Origin of the sequence: Kribbella italica (genome assembly GCF_014205135.1) — a bacterium.
Classification (GTDB): domain Bacteria; phylum Actinomycetota; class Actinomycetes; order Propionibacteriales; family Kribbellaceae; genus Kribbella; species Kribbella italica.
In genome coordinates this window covers 2,380,620-2,395,373 of the sequence record NZ_JACHMY010000001.1, presented here as the reverse complement: position 1 = coordinate 2,395,373, position 14,754 = coordinate 2,380,620, and the positions used below count along the sequence as shown (strand labels likewise).

Annotated in this window: 11 protein-coding genes; 7 read left to right on the top strand and 4 right to left on the bottom strand. The window is 70.8% G+C overall.

Features of this window, described 5'->3' with window-relative positions; genetic code table 11:
• Positions 1 to 84 precede the first annotated feature (84 nt).
• The gene (locus tag HDA39_RS11185) at positions 85 to 3,717 is read right to left on the bottom strand and encodes a BTAD domain-containing putative transcriptional regulator (protein ID WP_184795154.1); all 3,633 of its coding nucleotides are present in this window, start codon (positions 3,715 to 3,717) and stop codon (positions 85 to 87) included.
• 173 nt (positions 3,718 to 3,890) lie between these two features.
• On the opposite strand from HDA39_RS11185, the gene HDA39_RS11180 reads away from it, so the two are divergent.
• Entirely contained in the window at positions 3,891 to 4,403 is a 513-nt protein-coding gene (locus HDA39_RS11180) for an RDD family protein (protein ID WP_184795153.1), read from the top strand.
• A gap of 611 nt (positions 4,404 to 5,014) precedes the next feature.
• Here the strand turns inward: HDA39_RS11180 and HDA39_RS11175 are convergent.
• Positions 5,015 to 5,797, bottom strand: a complete 783-nt coding sequence (locus tag HDA39_RS11175; protein ID WP_184795152.1) for an SDR family NAD(P)-dependent oxidoreductase — start codon at positions 5,795 to 5,797, stop codon at positions 5,015 to 5,017.
• An 86-nt stretch (positions 5,798 to 5,883) separates the two neighbouring features.
• Here HDA39_RS11175 and HDA39_RS11170 point away from each other — a divergent pair, with 86 nt between their 5' ends.
• The gene (locus HDA39_RS11170; protein ID WP_184795151.1) at positions 5,884 to 6,723 is read left to right on the top strand and encodes a helix-turn-helix transcriptional regulator; all 840 of its coding nucleotides are present in this window, start codon (positions 5,884 to 5,886) and stop codon (positions 6,721 to 6,723) included.
• Positions 6,720 to 6,857 carry a hypothetical protein gene (locus tag HDA39_RS11165; protein ID WP_184795150.1) on the top strand — a complete coding sequence of 46 codons (138 nt, stop codon included), beginning with the start codon at positions 6,720 to 6,722 and terminating at the stop codon, positions 6,855 to 6,857. Before HDA39_RS11170 ends, HDA39_RS11165 begins: the two co-directional genes overlap by 4 nt.
• A gap of 21 nt (positions 6,858 to 6,878) precedes the next feature.
• Here HDA39_RS11165 and HDA39_RS11160 read toward each other — a convergent pair whose 3' ends face one another.
• Entirely contained in the window at positions 6,879 to 7,427 is a 549-nt protein-coding gene (locus HDA39_RS11160; protein WP_184795149.1) for a TetR/AcrR family transcriptional regulator, read from the bottom strand.
• Between the two features lie 45 nt (positions 7,428 to 7,472).
• Between HDA39_RS11160 and HDA39_RS11155 the strand changes: the two genes are divergently transcribed.
• The 4 genes from HDA39_RS11155 (at position 7,473) to HDA39_RS11140 (ending at position 13,718) form a co-directional block, all read left to right on the top strand.
• Positions 7,473 to 8,402 (top strand): SDR family NAD(P)-dependent oxidoreductase, encoded by a 930-nt coding sequence (locus HDA39_RS11155; RefSeq protein WP_184795148.1) that lies wholly within the window; start codon positions 7,473 to 7,475, stop codon positions 8,400 to 8,402.
• Positions 8,403 to 8,411: 9 nt separating this feature from the next.
• Entirely contained in the window at positions 8,412 to 10,493 is a 2,082-nt protein-coding gene (gene pta, locus HDA39_RS11150; RefSeq protein ID WP_184795147.1) for a phosphate acetyltransferase, read from the top strand.
• Complete coding sequence (locus HDA39_RS11145) at positions 10,490 to 11,680, top strand: acetate/propionate family kinase (RefSeq protein WP_184795146.1); 1,191 nt, start codon at positions 10,490 to 10,492, stop codon at positions 11,678 to 11,680. The genes pta and HDA39_RS11145 overlap by 4 nt, the downstream gene beginning before the upstream one ends.
• 151 nt (positions 11,681 to 11,831) lie before the next feature.
• Complete coding sequence (locus HDA39_RS11140; protein WP_184795145.1) at positions 11,832 to 13,718, top strand: glycoside hydrolase family 127 protein; 1,887 nt, start codon at positions 11,832 to 11,834, stop codon at positions 13,716 to 13,718.
• Here HDA39_RS11140 and HDA39_RS11135 read toward each other — a convergent pair.
• Positions 13,715 to 14,728 (bottom strand): LacI family DNA-binding transcriptional regulator, encoded by a 1,014-nt coding sequence (locus HDA39_RS11135; protein ID WP_184795144.1) that lies wholly within the window; start codon positions 14,726 to 14,728, stop codon positions 13,715 to 13,717. The genes HDA39_RS11140 and HDA39_RS11135 overlap by 4 nt on opposite strands.
• Positions 14,729 to 14,754: the final 26 nt, after the last annotated feature.

The following is a 14,754-nucleotide window of genomic DNA, read 5'->3' as shown; positions in this document are numbered from 1 at the left end:
GAGTTGGCGGGTCGGTGTTTCTAGGGAAGGAAAGAAGGTGGGGAGGGGGGACGGAGTTGGAAGAGGGGCGGGGGTCGGTATTTGTTAGTGGTGGATGTGGGTGGCCTGGGTGGCTAGGAGGTGGAAGCCTCGGGTGGTGGCTATTGCTTTGGCTTCGGCGTTGAGTTCGGTTGCTGTGTGGAGGTCTCCGGTGAGGTGCAGGGCCTTGGCGAGGGTTAGCAGGGCCTCGGTTTCGATGTACGGGTAGAGGTCGCGGGCGATGGCCAGGCATTCTTCGCTCTGCTTGATGGCCGCTGCGATGTCGCCGAGCGCCAGGTGGGCCTGGGCGACGGTTGCTCCGGTCTGGGCCTGGGCCTTGCGGTCCTGCAGGGCGGTTGCGAGGTCGTGGGCCCGTTGAGCGAGGTCGAGTGCGGTCGCTCCGTTGCCGCGCTGGAGGTGCAGTCGAGCGAGCTCGTCCATTGTCGACAATTCACCGCGCGGATGCGACCGCCGCCGGTACGCGTTCAGGACCTCGTCGAGCAGCTCGGCCGCGCCGTCGACCTCACCCAGCTGCCGCAGAGCGCTGGCCAGGTTGCCGCTGATCGTGAGGACGGACGTCGTGAGGGCGTTCTCGTACTTCTCCAGCGCCGTACTGAGCAGGTCCGCGGACTCGCGCAGCCGGCCCTGGTACAGGCGGGTCATGCCGAGGCCGTTGAGCGCGATGGCCCGGACATGGCTGTGCGGTTCGCCCTCGGTCCAGTCGAGCGCGCGGCTCATCCAGAGAGCGGCCTCGTCGAGCGTGCCTCGCTCCAGGTGGAGCCAGCCGATCTGGTGGGCCATGTAACCGGCGGCTGTGTTCCAGCCGACGGCGACCGCGAGGGCATGGCCGGCCAAGCAGTCCGCCATCGAGTCGTCGTCGTGACCGGCGGCCCACAACGCCTGGCCCCGATTCATCAACATCGCCACGCGTGCGCGGTCGTTGCCTGCTGCCGTGGCGGCCGCCAGCCCGGCCTGTGCCGCCGGCAACCATCCGTCGGCGCCCCGGCGCATCCAGTAGTAGCCCCGGAGCTGGTCTGTGATCTGCCAGGCCAACTGGTGGTCGCCGGAGTCCGCGGTGATCTGCACGACCGCCAGCAATCCGCGAAGTTCGTCGTCCAGCCAGTCGAGGGCCGCGGCTTCGGACGGGAACAGGCGATCCGGTGCGGGATGGCCGCCGAGCCTCACGAGTTGCGGGTAGGTCAGGTGGATCGCGGCCGTCACCGACTCGAGGTACCAGGCGTGGAGGCGGTCGCGCGCGAGGTCCGCCTCGGGATCCTCGGCGAGCAGGCGGCCGGCGTACAGGCCGAGCAGGTCGTGGAAGCGGTAGCGGTTCGTGGTGTGCTGCATCAGCATGTTCGCCTCGAGCAGGTCCTCGAGAATCCGTTCGGCGTCGGGCGCCGGTACGCCGAGCAGGATTCCGGTGCCCTCGGCACTGAAGTCGTCGCCGGGATGCAGACTGCAGAGCCGGAACGCGCGCTGGGCGACGGGAGTCAGGTCGGCGTAGCTGAGCTGGAAGCTGTTGAGCACGCTGGACTCGCCGAGGCTGAGCTCGGACAGCCGGCGGTTGCTGTCGTCCAGGCGGCGGGCCAGATCGGCGACGGTCCACTCACGCCGGGTCGCGAGCCGTGCGCCGGCGATGCGGAGCGCGAGAGGCAGACGGGCGCACGCCTCCGCTAGGGCTGCGACTTCTTCGTCCGTCGCGGTGCCGGCCATCCGCGCGGTGGAGGTGATCAGCCGGACGGCGTCGTCGCGGGGGAGTGGTTCGAGGTTGACGACCTCCGCGGTGTCCAGCTCCGGCAGCCGTCGCCGGCTGGTCACGATGACGTCGCTGCGTCCGGATCCCGGGAGGAGCGGTCGGACCTGGGCCGCGTCCTGCGCGTTGTCGAGCAGGACGAGGATCCGCCGGCCCGCAAGCTCGGTGCGGAACAGCGCGGCCGCCTCGGCCTCGTCGGTCCCGATCCGGCGGCTGGAGACGCCGAGGGCGCGCAGGAACCGGCCGAGGACCTGCAGAGGCGCAGGACTCACGGTGTCGTTGCCGCGCAGGTCGGCGTACAGCTGGCCGTCCGGGTACTCCTCGCGCAACTGATGGGCGGCGGTCAGGGCCAGGGCGGTCTTGCCGACGCCGGCGATGCCGTTGACGAGGACGACCCGTGACGACAGCGCGTCCGGTCGCGCCAGTGCATTGCAGATTGTCGACAACTCGGCGACGCGACCAACGAAGTCCGGTGGCGCCGACGGCGCCTGCTGGGCGACCACCTGCCGCGTCGAGCTCTGCTGGCGCAGCACCGCCAGGTGCGCCGCGCGGAGGTGTTCGCCGGGGTCGATGCCGAGCTGCACGGCGAGCGCCGTACGGATCCGGTCGTACGCCGAGAGCGCCTCGGCCTGCCGCCCGGCCGCGGCAAGGGTGTGGATCAGCTCGGCGTGCAGCGGTTCGTCGAGTTCATGGCGAGACGTCAAGCCCCGCAGGGTTTTCAGAGCCTGCTCCGGTACGCCGACCTCACGGGCGAGCGCGGCGAACGCGTGCACCGCCTCGGCGTACTCGTTCGCGATCGCCAGGGAGAGTGGGTGGGACGTTTCGATGTCGGGTTCGCCACGCCACAGGTCCAGGGCCTCCGCAAGATCGGCCAGGGCTGTCTGCTCCGACAGCGCCGATCCATGCTCAAGGTCGCTAGCGTCCGGCGCGCTGATGGCCGAGGGGCACACCAGGTTGCTCACGCCGCCCGACAGGGCGCCGGGCAACGCATCGATCGCCGCCGCAGCGTTGGCGCGGGCTTCGTCTGTCGCAAGGTGCCGCGCGGGTTCGTCGTGCGGGCTTCGCTCGGTGGGGGCTTCGTCTGCCGCAAGGTGCGACGCGGGGTCGTTGTGTGGGCTGGGCTCGGCGGGGGTTGTGTCTGCGACAAGGTGCCGGGCGGACTCGTCGCGCGCGCTGGGCTCGGCGGGGGGTTCGTCTGTCGCAAGGTCCCGTGCGGATTCGTCGAGTGGGCTGCGCGACGCTGCGGCAGACGTTCGGTGCGGAAGGTCAGCGCGGCCGGCCGGCGGTCGGCGCAGCTCTGCCGCTGGTGCCAGTCTCGGGTTGGTTGCCTTCGCTACCAGCTCGCGGAACGCGAGGAGGTCGAGAGTTTCGGCTGTCGCCTCGAGTCGGTAGCCGGCCTGATTGCCGACAATCGACAGGTCGCTCGACCGTGACCGGTTGGCTGACGGGCTTGTAGCTCGGGAACTGCGACCGGACTCCAGCAGGCGGCGCAGGCGGGCGATTCTGGTCTGGAGGAGGGTCGCCGCGTTGGCTGGGGCATCCCGGGGCCAGAGGAGATCGATGAGCTCGTCCTGGCTGACCGTCGTACCGGCTGCGAGTGCGAGGCGGACGAGCAAAGTGCGCTGTGGGGCTGAGTTGACGGCGATTGGCGTGTCGCCGTACCGGACTTCCAGGGGGCCGAGGACGTTGATCCGCAGGGCTCCGGTGGGAGTGGTGGCGGGGGAGCGGTGGGTCCTGGCGGCTGCGTGCAGTTCGCCGGTGTCGTGGCGGTTGAGCGTGAGGACGGCGGCGAGAGCGTCGATCGAGTCCGGCTTCGGGCTCTTGGTCCGGCCCTGTTCGAGATCCCGGACCGCCGCCGTGCTGAGGCCAGCCTTGTCGGCCAGCTCGCGTTGAGTGATTCCGGACTGGCGGCGGAACAACCGCAGCAGCTCGCCGAAGCCGGACACGGTGCGCAGTCTACTGACATCGACAGGTCACCGAGCCGTTGTCCAGCGTTCAGATGCTTGCGCTGAGCAACAGTCGGTCCCTGGAGAGCACTGTAGGAGGCCGGCCGATCGTCGCTCTGCCCGTACTTCTCCCGTACTTTCTTCCGCATTGTGAACCTGTACGGTCTCGCTGCATGAGCAGACCTGTGGATCTTGTGGACGTCCTCGGGCCGGACGTCGCCAAGCGGGTGGAGCCGCTCGGGAACGGGCAGCGGTACGTCCGCGCGGGGCAGTGGCCGATGGCGGCGGCCTGGTTGGTGGACGTCCTGGTGTGCGCGGTCTGTGTGTTCATCGGAATCGTCGTCCTGGTCTCGGTGTCGACAATCGACGACGCGATGGTCGGGCTGGGTGTGATCGTGCTGATCCCCGCGGTCCCGTTGCTGTACGGCGTGTTCTACGGCAACGGCCGATCGCTGGGCGCCCTGCTGACCGGCACGCGGCTGATCCGGCTGAAGGACGGCGGCCGCCTGGGTTTCAGCGCACCGTGGGCCATGCTGGTGCGCGTCGTGCTCCTGCCGTTCTTGATCGTCATCATGCTGATCGGCGCTCTCGGCGGCGGCACCGGTTCACCACCCGGCTCGCTGCGCCGCCGCAGCCAGGACATCGACGCCACCCACCGCCTCCAAACAGCCGAAGCATCCGCCTGACGCCACCCCTCGGCCGGCACGCCCGCCCGACTCAGGCGCCGGCGCGGCCCGGGACGGCCGGCTGGTCCAGGCACTTGCCGCCCTCGACGGTCAGCTGATTCAGGCACCGCTGCCCTGGACGGCCCGCCGACTCAGGCGCCGGCGCCGCCCGGGACAAGCGGCTGGCTCAGGCACCGGCGCCGCCTTGGACGGCCCGCTGCACCGCCGTCCGGGCCGGCCCGCGCCGCCGCCCAGGGCGGCCCGCAGATTCAGAACCGCCGCCGGGCGGCCGACCGGCTCAAGCGCCGGCGCCGCCCGGGGCGAGCTGCCTGCTCAGGCGCCGGCGCGGCTCGGGACGGCTGGCTGATCCGGGCACTTGCCGCCCTGGACCGCCCGCTGATTCGGGCACCGCTGCCCTGGACGGCCCGCCGACTCAGGCGACGGCGCCGCCCGGGACAAGCGGCTGGCTCAGGCACCGGCGTCGCCCGGGACGGCGCGCTGCCCCGTCGTCCGGGGCGGCGTACTGCCCCGTCGTCCGGGGCGGCGTACTGCCCCGTCGTCCGGGGCGGCGCGCTGCACCGTCGCCCAGGGCGGACGGCAGATTCAGGACCGCCACCGGGCGGCCAACCTGCTCAAGCCCCCGCGCCGCCGTCGGCGGGGATGATGGCGCCGGTGACGATCGAGGCGCGGTCGCTGAGGAGCCAGGCGGCGAGTTCGGCGATTTCGCGTGGTTCGGCCATTCGGCCGAGTGGGGTGGACGCCATGATCCGGTCGACGACGCCGGGTGTGGTCGCCTCCCAGGTGTCGATCATTTCGGTGGCGGTGCCGCCGGGGGTGATGCCGTTGACGCGGATGCCGTGGGGTGCCCAGGTGACGGCGGCGGTCTCGGTGATGCTGTTCAGCGCGCGCTTCATCGCGCCGTACGCCGGAAGCGCCGGATTGGCCCGGCGGCTGCCGATGCTCGACGTGTTGACGATCGCGCCGCCGGAGCCCTGGCGCATGAGTGCCGCCTCGGCGTTCATCGCGGTCCAGTGCGCGCGGAAGTTCACCGCGAACTGCTCCTCGATGTCCTCGTCGGTGGTCGTGTCGAGCGGGCCGGGCGCCGTCTGGATCGCCGCGCCGTTGTTGAACGCGCCGTCGAGGCGCCCGTGCAGCTCCTCGACCCGGGCGACCGCGGCCCGGACGCTCGCGCGGTCCGCGAGGTCGATCTGTACGGCGTCCGCGACACCGCCGTCGGCGCGGATCTCGCCCACGAGCTTCTCCAGAGCCTCGATGCCACGGGACGCGAGCACAACAGCGGCGCCTTCGGCGGCGAAGAGCCGAGCGGCGGCCGCCCCGATGCCCCGGCTGGCGCCGGTGATGAACACGACCTTGCCGGTCAGCAGGCCGATGGGTGCGTTGGTGTTTGTCGTCATGCCAACAACTGTCGTGCGGCCCGCGGACCCCAGACAGGCACAGGCTGTACCAGGCTCCACCGCCGTACGCCGGGCAGACTGGGGACATGGACAAGCAGGAGCTCGGGGCCTTCCTCCGCACCCGCCGCGAACGCCTCCACCCGGAGGACGTCGGCCTCCCGTCGGGTGCGCGCCGCCGGACACCGGGGCTGCGCCGCGAAGAGGTCGCCGTCCTCGCGCACATCTCCACCGAGTACTACGTCCGCCTCGAACAGGGCCGCGCCCCGCGCCCCTCGGGTGAGGTCCTCGCCGGGATCGCCACCGCGTTGCGGCTCACCGACGCCGAGTCCGACCACCTGCACGTCCTCGCCGGTACGGCGCCCAGCCGCAGCGGCCTGCACCGCCGCGATGTCCGCCCGAGCATCCTTGCCCTGATCGAGCGCCTGCCGCAGACCGCCGCTTTCGTCACTTCGGCCGCCTTCGAGGTGCTCGCCTGGAACGACCTTGCGGCCGCGCTGATGGAGGACTTCGCCGAGCTCGCCCCGACCGACCGCAATCTCGCCCGCCGGGCCTTCCTCGGGCCCGCGACCCTCTACGGCGTGTCCGACGCCGCCGAGTTCCGCCACCACGTCGTGATGCACCTCCGCTCGACCGTCGCCCGCTATCCGTCGGACCCCGAGGTCACCGGCCTCGTCGACGAGCTCCGCGACGGCAGTCCCGAGTTCGCCCGCCTCTGGGAACGGCACGACGTCCAGGCCCCGCAGATGCTCACCAAGACGTTCCACCACCCGGCCGTCGGCGACGTCACCGTCGACTGCGACTCGATGGACCTCACCGACCGCGACCAGCACCTCGTCCTCTACAGCGCGCCCGCCGGCTCCCGGGACGCCGAGGCACTCGCCCTGCTGAACGTCCTCGGAGCCGAAGGCGTCAAGGAGAGCCGGTGAGCAGCACGCCCGCCGGCTCCCGGGACGTCGAGGCGCTCGCCCTGCTGAACGTCCTCGGAGCCGAAGGCGTCAGGGAGAGCCGGTGGGCAGCACGCCCGCCGGCTTCCGCGACTCCGAGGCACTCGCTCTGCTGAACGTCCTCGGAGCCGAAGGCGTCAAAGAGAGCCGGTGAGCAGCTCGACCGCGACGGCGAGCCGTTTCCGGTACGCCGATCGCGTCCGCACCTGGTACTTCAGTCCGACCGACGCGCTGATCAGCGTCTGCGCCACCTGGCGGGCCGACTCCGTGCCCGAGACGGCGGCGATCGCGTCCGTGACCAGCTTCTCGAACCGCTTTGGCGCGGTCTCGACGATTGCCCCGAGCAACTCCGGATGCTCGTCGACGACGCCGGCGAGGTCTCGCTTTATCGGCCCGAGGTAGCGCCCGGTCCACTGGTCGAACGCGTCGACCAGCCGCCGCTGCAGGGGCCGGTCGGTCGCGGCCAGGATCTCTTCGGCCGCGGCGAGGTCCAGCTCCAGCGCTCGCGTGACAGCCTCCCGGAACAAGGCTTCCTTCGACGCGAACAGGAAGTACAGACCCGGCCGGGAGATCCGGGCCTGCCGCGCCACCTCCTCCATCGAGGTCTTGCGGTAGCCGAACCGCGTGAACGTGTCCAGCGCCGACTCGAGAACGACGTCGCGCCGTCCGGCCTCCGATTGCTCCATGGAAACCAACTATACAACTTGAGTCTAGTTCGTATAGTGAAATCCATGCTGATCACCACACCGTTCACAGCCTCCAGCACGGCGGACGACGTCCTGGAGGGAGTCGACCTCCGCGGCCTTCGCGCGATCGTGACCGGCGCGTCCTCAGGCATCGGTGCCGAGACGGCCCGCGCGCTGGCCGCCGCGGGCGCCCAGGTGACCCTCGCAGTAAGAACCCCGGCGCCCTCCACGGGAAAGAGGCTCGATCTCGCCGACCGCGCGTCGGTCCGGCGGTTCGTCGAGACCTGGGACGGCCCGCTGCATCTGCTGGTCAACAATGCGGGCCTGGTCACCGGCGGCCTCGAGCGGACGGCGGAAGGCTGGGAGCTGCAGTTCGCGACGAACCACCTCGGGCACTTCGCGCTCGCGACCGGTCTGCACGACGCGCTGGCCCGCGGAGCGGCGGATCGCGGCGAGTCGCGGATCGTCGCGGTCAGCTCCACGGCCCACATGCGCTCGGCAGTCGACTTCGACGACCTGCACTTCGTACGCCGTACCTACGACCCTCAGCTCGCCTACGCGCAGTCGAAGACGGCCAACTCCCTGTTCGCCGTCGAGGCGACCCGCCGGTGGGCGGGCGACGGCATCGTCGCGAACGCCGTGAACCCCGGTGGCGTGGCGACCGGACTGCAGCGGAACTTCACCACCGCGCAGCGGGAGTCGCTGGCGGCGGCCGAGGCGGCCGGCGTCTTCGCGTACAAGACCGTCGCGCAGGGCGCCGCGACGAGCATCGTCGCCGCCGTCGCTCCGGAGTTCGCCCGCACCGGCGGTCACTACCTCGACGACGCCCAGGAGGCGTACACCGTGGGGAACGACGCCGAACTCGCCGACCACCCGCACGGCGTCAAGGAGTGGGCGCTCGACCCGGCCCTGGCCGAGTGCCTCTGGACGGCCTCCGTCGAGCTGACAGGGGACTGTGGTCGGGAGACTGGATAGGGTTCCCCCATGGGGAGCAGCGTGTACGTCGCGTCCGTCGAAGGCTCGACCGGGAAATCGACGGTGGCGCTCGGAGTGTTGCAGCAGCTGTCGCGGCGGGTGGGGCGGGTCGCCGTGTTCCGGCCGATCGTCCGGCCCGACACCGATCGGCACGGTGGGCGCGACTACGTGCTCGACCTGCTGATTTCGCACGACGCCGTCGACCTGGCGTACGAGGACTGCGTCGGCGTCACGTACGACGAGGTGCACGACGATCCCGAGGCCGCGCTGGACGTGATCGTCCGGCGGTACCACGCCGTGGCCGAGCGGGCGGACGCCGTGCTCGTGGTCGGCAGCGACTACACCGATGTCGGTACGCCGACCGAGTTCTCCTACAACGCGAAGATCGCGGCGAACCTCGGTACGCCGGTGCTGCTGGTCCTCAACGGCTTCCGGCGGACGCTCGACGATCTGCAGGCCATCGCGGAACTGTCGGTCGCCGAGCTGACGGCCAACCACGGCGCGCTCGCCGCGGTGGTCGTGAACCGGGCCGACCCGCAGAGCCTCGGCCAGGTCGCCGAGGCGCTCGCCGTCGTCGGCGTACCGGCGTACGCGCTGCCGGAGGAGTCGGTGCTCAGTCAACCGACCCCGGCCGACCTGCTGGCGCCGATCGCGGGCCGGATGGTGAGCGGTGATCCGGAGCTTCTCACGCGAGAGGTCACCGGCCTGCTGGTCGCCGGGATGACGATGCCGAACGTGCTCGACCGCCTGTTCGACGGTGCCGCGGTGATCACGGCGGCGGACCGTCCGGAGGTCGTGCTCGGTGTGTTGATGGCCCACGCGTCCCGGACGTTCCCGCAGATCTCGACGATCGTGCTGAACGGCGGGTTCACGCTGCCCGCCCAGGTGCAGACGCTGATCGAGAGCCTCGGAGTCACGCTGCCGATCCTGGAGACGGATCTCGACACGCAGGCGGCGTCGGCGGCGCTGACCGCCGTCCGGGGCCGGCTCACCAAGGACTCGCCGCGCAAGATCGACCTCGCGCTCGCGTTGTTCGAGCAGCACGTCGACAGCCAGGCGTTGCTCGACCAGCTGGCGGTTGCCCGGAGCAATGCGGTGACGCCGTTGATGTTCGAGCACCAGCTGATCGACGCGGCGGTTGCCGATCGCAAGCACATCGTGCTCCCGGAGGGCGAGGAGGAGCGGATCCTCCGGGCGGCCGACGTCCTGCTGCGGCGCGGGGTGGCCGAGCTGACGCTGCTCGGCGATCCGGTCGCGATCAGCGCGAAGACGGCCGGCCTCGGCCTCGACCTGTCCGCGGCGAAGGTCCTCGATCCCGAGAACGACCCGCTGGCGGAGCAGTTCGCCACCGAGCTGCACCGCCTGCGGCAGCACCGGGGCGTCGATCTCGATCGCGCCCGCGAGCTGGTCAAGGACGTCTCGTACTTCGGCACGATGATGGTCCAGCTCGGCCTCGCCGACGGGATGGTGTCGGGTTCGGTCCACACCACCGCGCACACGATCCGACCGGCGCTGGAGATCGTCAAGACCGTGCCCGGGGTCTCCGTCGTGTCCTCGGTCTTCTTCATGTGCCTGCAGCACCAGGTGCTCGTGTACGGCGACTGCGCGGTCAACCCGGACCCGACCGCCGAGCAGCTGGCCGACATCGGCATCTCGTCGGCCGCGACCGCCGTTGCCTTCGGCATCGAACCGCGGATCGCGATGCTGTCCTACTCCACCGGCAGCTCCGGCACCGGCACCGACGTCGAGAAGGTGTCGAAGGCAACCGCCATCGTGCGCGAGCGCGCGCCCGAGCTGCTCGTCGAGGGCCCGATCCAGTACGACGCGGCGATCGACGCCGCCGTTGCCCGGACGAAACTGCCGGACTCGCCGGTGGCCGGTCGCGCGACGGTCTTCATCTTTCCCGAGCTCAACACCGGAAACAACACGTACAAGGCCGTGCAACGCTCCGCGAATGCGGTCGCGGTCGGCCCGGTCCTGCAGGGACTGCGCAAACCGGTGAACGACCTGTCCCGGGGAGCGACCGTGCGAGACATCATCAACACAGTGGCGATCACCGCACTGCAGGCACAGCAGGGCGGCAGCCGATGAACGACTACGTCCTGGTGATCAACGCGGGCTCGTCCTCGCTCAAGTACAGCCTGATCCACGCCGAGTCCGGCGAGGCGGTCGCCGACGGCCTGATCGAGCGCATCGGCGAGTCCGGGGGCCACCAGACGCACCGCGGCCCGGACGGCGAGACCGAGAACTCCGACGCGATCGCCTCGCACGAGGATGCGTTGCGGGCCGCGATCGACGCCTTCGAGACCCACGGCCCGTCGCTCGACGACCTGGAGCTCGCGGCCGTCGGCCACCGCGTCGTCCACGGCGGGTCGAAGTTCGCCAAGCCGGTCCTGATCGACGACGCACTGGTGGCCGAGGTCACCGAGCTGGTGCCGCTCGCGCCGCTGCACAACCCGGCCAACCTGGAGGGCATCAAGGTCGCGCGCCGGCTCTTCCCGGACCTGCCGCAGGTGGCGGTGTTCGACACGGCGTTCCACCAGACGTTGCCGCCGCACGCGTACACGTACGCCGTACCGTCGGAATGGCTGGAGGAGCACGGCATCCGCCGGTACGGGTTCCACGGGACGTCGTACTCGTTCGTCGCCGGGCAGGCCGCGCAGCGGCTCGGCCGCGACCTCGCCGAGGTGAATCTGATCGTGCTGCACCTCGGCAACGGATGCTCCGCGGCCGCGGTCCAAGGCGGCCGGTCGGTCGAGACCTCAATGGGCATGACCCCGCTCGAAGGCCTCGTGATGGGCACTCGCTCGGGCGATCTCGACCCGGCGGTCCACGGCCACCTGGCGCGCGAGCTCGGCTGGTCGATCGACGAGATCGACAAGGCACTCAACTCCAAGTCGGGGCTGAAAGGCCTGGCCGGCGAGAACGACTTCCGCGAGCTGTCCCGGCTGCGCGGCTCCGGTGACGCGAAGGCGCAGCTGGCCTTCGAGGTCTACTGCCACCGGATCAAGAAGTACGTCGGCGCGTACTACGCCGTGCTCGGCACGGTCGACGCGATCGTCTTCACCGCCGGCGTCGGCCAGCACTCGGCCGAGGTGCGCGCCACGTCCCTCCAGGGGCTCGAGCGGCTCGGGATCCACCTCGACCCGGTCCGCAACGCCGACCCGGCGGACGACGGTCTGGTGTCGACCGACGACGCCGACGTCGCGGTGCTGGTGATCCCGACCAACGAGGAGTGGGAGATCGCCCGGCAGGCCCTGGATCTCGTGCGCGGCTGAGGCCCCGAAAGCCCGGATTTGTTGCTGTTCCGGCCATCGAGCCGGTTCGGCAAGCCGTCATGGGAAACATGCGGAAACATGTTGCCGCAGTCAGGACTCCTCTGCCACGATGGCTGGCACGACCTGTTCGTTTCGTGCGAAGGAGCGTGTGATGACGCAGTCGACGTCGCTAGGTGGGGGACCGGCGGTACCGGTCGCGGGGACAGCGTTGCGGCCGTTGCCGTTGCGCGCGGTCCGGTTGGCGGCCGGGGTCCTCGGTGAGTTGCAGCAGACGAACGCCGCGGTGTCCATCCCGACCGGGGCGGACCATCTCGACCAGCGGCAGGCCTGGGACAACTACCGCAACGTCGCGAAGGGCGTGACCGACGCGGAGTACCACGGCCCGAACTACGAGGACGGCGAGGTCTACAAGTGGCTCGAGGCGGTCGCCTGGGAAGCGGCTCGGACCGATGACGCGCAGCTGGCCGACTGGCTGGAGTCCCGGACGGAACTGATCGCGGCGGCGCAGGACGAGGACGGTTACGTCAACACGTTCGTCCAGTCCGGTCAGCGCGACGTCCGCTACGGGCAGCTGGACTTCGACCACGAGATCTTCAACATGGGCGCGCTGATCCAGTCGGCGGTCGCGCAGTACCGGGCGACCGGCAGGACCGCCCTGCTCGACGTCGCCCGGCGAGCGGCCGACCACCTGGACCGTGAGTTCGGCCTCGGGCCCGGCCGGCGGGAAGGCTTCTGCGGTCATCCGGTCGCGGAGCTGGCGCTGGTCGAGCTGTACCGGACGACGGGGGAGGAGCGGTACCTGGAGCTGGCCCGGTACTTCGTCGACGCCCGCGGTCGCTCATTGCTTGCCCCTGGCAACGCTCATCGCGCCGCCTACCTGTCCGACCGGATTCCCGTCCGGGAGACAAAGGCGCCGGAAGGTCACGCCGTCCGCGCGGTCTACCTCGCCGCGGGAGCGACCGACGTCGCGATCGAGACCGGCGACCACGACCTGCTGGCCCGGCTGGAAGCCCAGTGGGACGCCATGGTGCAGACCAAGATGTACGTGAACGGCGGTCTGGGCAGCCGCTGGGACGGCGAGTCGTTCGGCAACCCGTACGAGCTGCCGTCCGACATCGCGTACGGCGAGACCTGCGCGGCCGTCGCCAGCCTGCAGTGGAGCTGGCGCCTCCTGCTGGCCACCGGCAAGGCGAAGTACGCCGATTTGATCGAGTGGCAGCTCTACAACGCGATCCTGCCCGGAGTGTCGCTCGACCGCACCCGCTACTTCTACGTCAACGCGCTCCAGGTGCGGACCGGTGCCGACGACTCCGACGACCGGGCCCCGAGCAACGGCCGCCAGCCCTGGTTCGGCACCAGTTGCTGCCCGACCAACCTGATGCGGACCTTCGCGTCCCTGCAGCACTACGTCGCGACGACCTCCGGTACGACCCTCCAGATCCACCAGTACGCCGCCGGCACGATCGACGCCGGCGACCTGACGGTCGAGGTCGCGACGGACTACCCGTCGTCCGGCCGGGTGGTCCTCACGATCGTCGACGCGCCGGACAGCGAAGCGGGGTTGGCGTTGCGGATCCCGGCCTGGGCGCACGGGGCCGAGGCAACGATCGGCGACGAGTCCATTCCCGGTGTCGTCGGCAACTATCTCACCGTCGACCGCCGGTGGAGCACAGGTGACCGCGTCGTCCTCACGCTGCCGATGGCGCCACGTTTCCTGCACGGGCACCCTCGCGTGGAAGGAACGCGCGGCGCGGTCGCCGTCGGGCGCGGCCCACTCCTGTACGCCGTGGAGCAGGTCGACCACGAGCACGTCGTCGACGACCTCGTGCTGACCGGACCCGCCCTGACCGAGGCGCCGGTGCCCGACGGACCGCCCGCGATCAACGCGAGCGGCGCCGTCCAGACGATGCCGACTGACCTGTACGCCGACGAGCCCGCGCCGCTCGGCGCCGCCGTACCGGTGCGGGCGTTGCCCTACTACCAGTGGGGCAACCGCGAGCCGGGCGCGATGAAGGTCTGGCTCCCGTACGTCGGTTAGCCCGCTGACTCGTCGGTCGAGGCCCGGACGACGAGTTGGCAGGGCACGAGCTCGAGGCCGGAGTGCGGCCGCCCTTCGATGGCGTCGAGCAGTCGTTGGGCGGCCGTCCGGCCGACGTCGGCCAGGCGCAGGTCGACCGAGGTGAGGGGCGGCCGCGCGCCCTCGGCGATCAGCTCCCAGTTGTCGGTGCCGGTGATCGCCACGTCCTCGGGGATCCGCCGGCCCAGCTCCCGCAGGGCGTCCGCGCCGCCGCGGGCCAGCAGGTCGCTGCCGAAGTGGATCGCGTCGATGCCCGGGTGCTCGCGCAACAGGATGTGGGTCGCCTGCCGGCCCCACGCCTCGGTCCAGACGCCGAACAAGGGTTTCCCGGTGAGCTCGACACCGGCTTCGGCGAGTGCTGCCGCGAACCCCTCGTACCGGCGGTTGCTCGCGTCGAAGTGCTCCGGGCCGGCGATGTGTCCGATGCTGGTCCGCCCGATCCGGAGCAGGTGCTCGGCCGCTAGCCGTCCGGACGCGACGTCGTCGACGACGATCGAGCAGTCCTCCTCGTCGGCCGACGGGGTCAGCGCGTACACAACCGGTACGTCGCCGGCGCCGACCAGCGGGGGCCGCCGGTTCGAGCTGCGGCCGGTCACGATGAAGCCGTCGACCTGCCGGCCGAGCAGCACCTCGACGTAGTGCCGTTCCCGGATCGGGTCGCCGCGGCTGTCGCAGAGGAACACCGAGATCCGGCCGGCGCCGAGCGCATCCTCGGCGCCGAGCATCACCGGCACACTGAACCGCTCGAAGCTGTCGGTGGTGATCATGCCGACGGTGTAGCTGCGCCGCTCGAACACGCTGCGGGCCAGCGCGTTCGGGCGGAAGTCGATCTCCTCGGCGGCCGCGCGGATCCGCTCCCGGGTGGCCGCGCTGATCTGGCCCGTCCCGTTCAGCGCCTTCGACACCGTACCGGGGGACACCCCGGCCCGGGCCGCCACGTCCCGCACCGTCGCTCGCCGTTCGCCGCTCAACCGACCTCCTCGATCGTTTCCGGAAA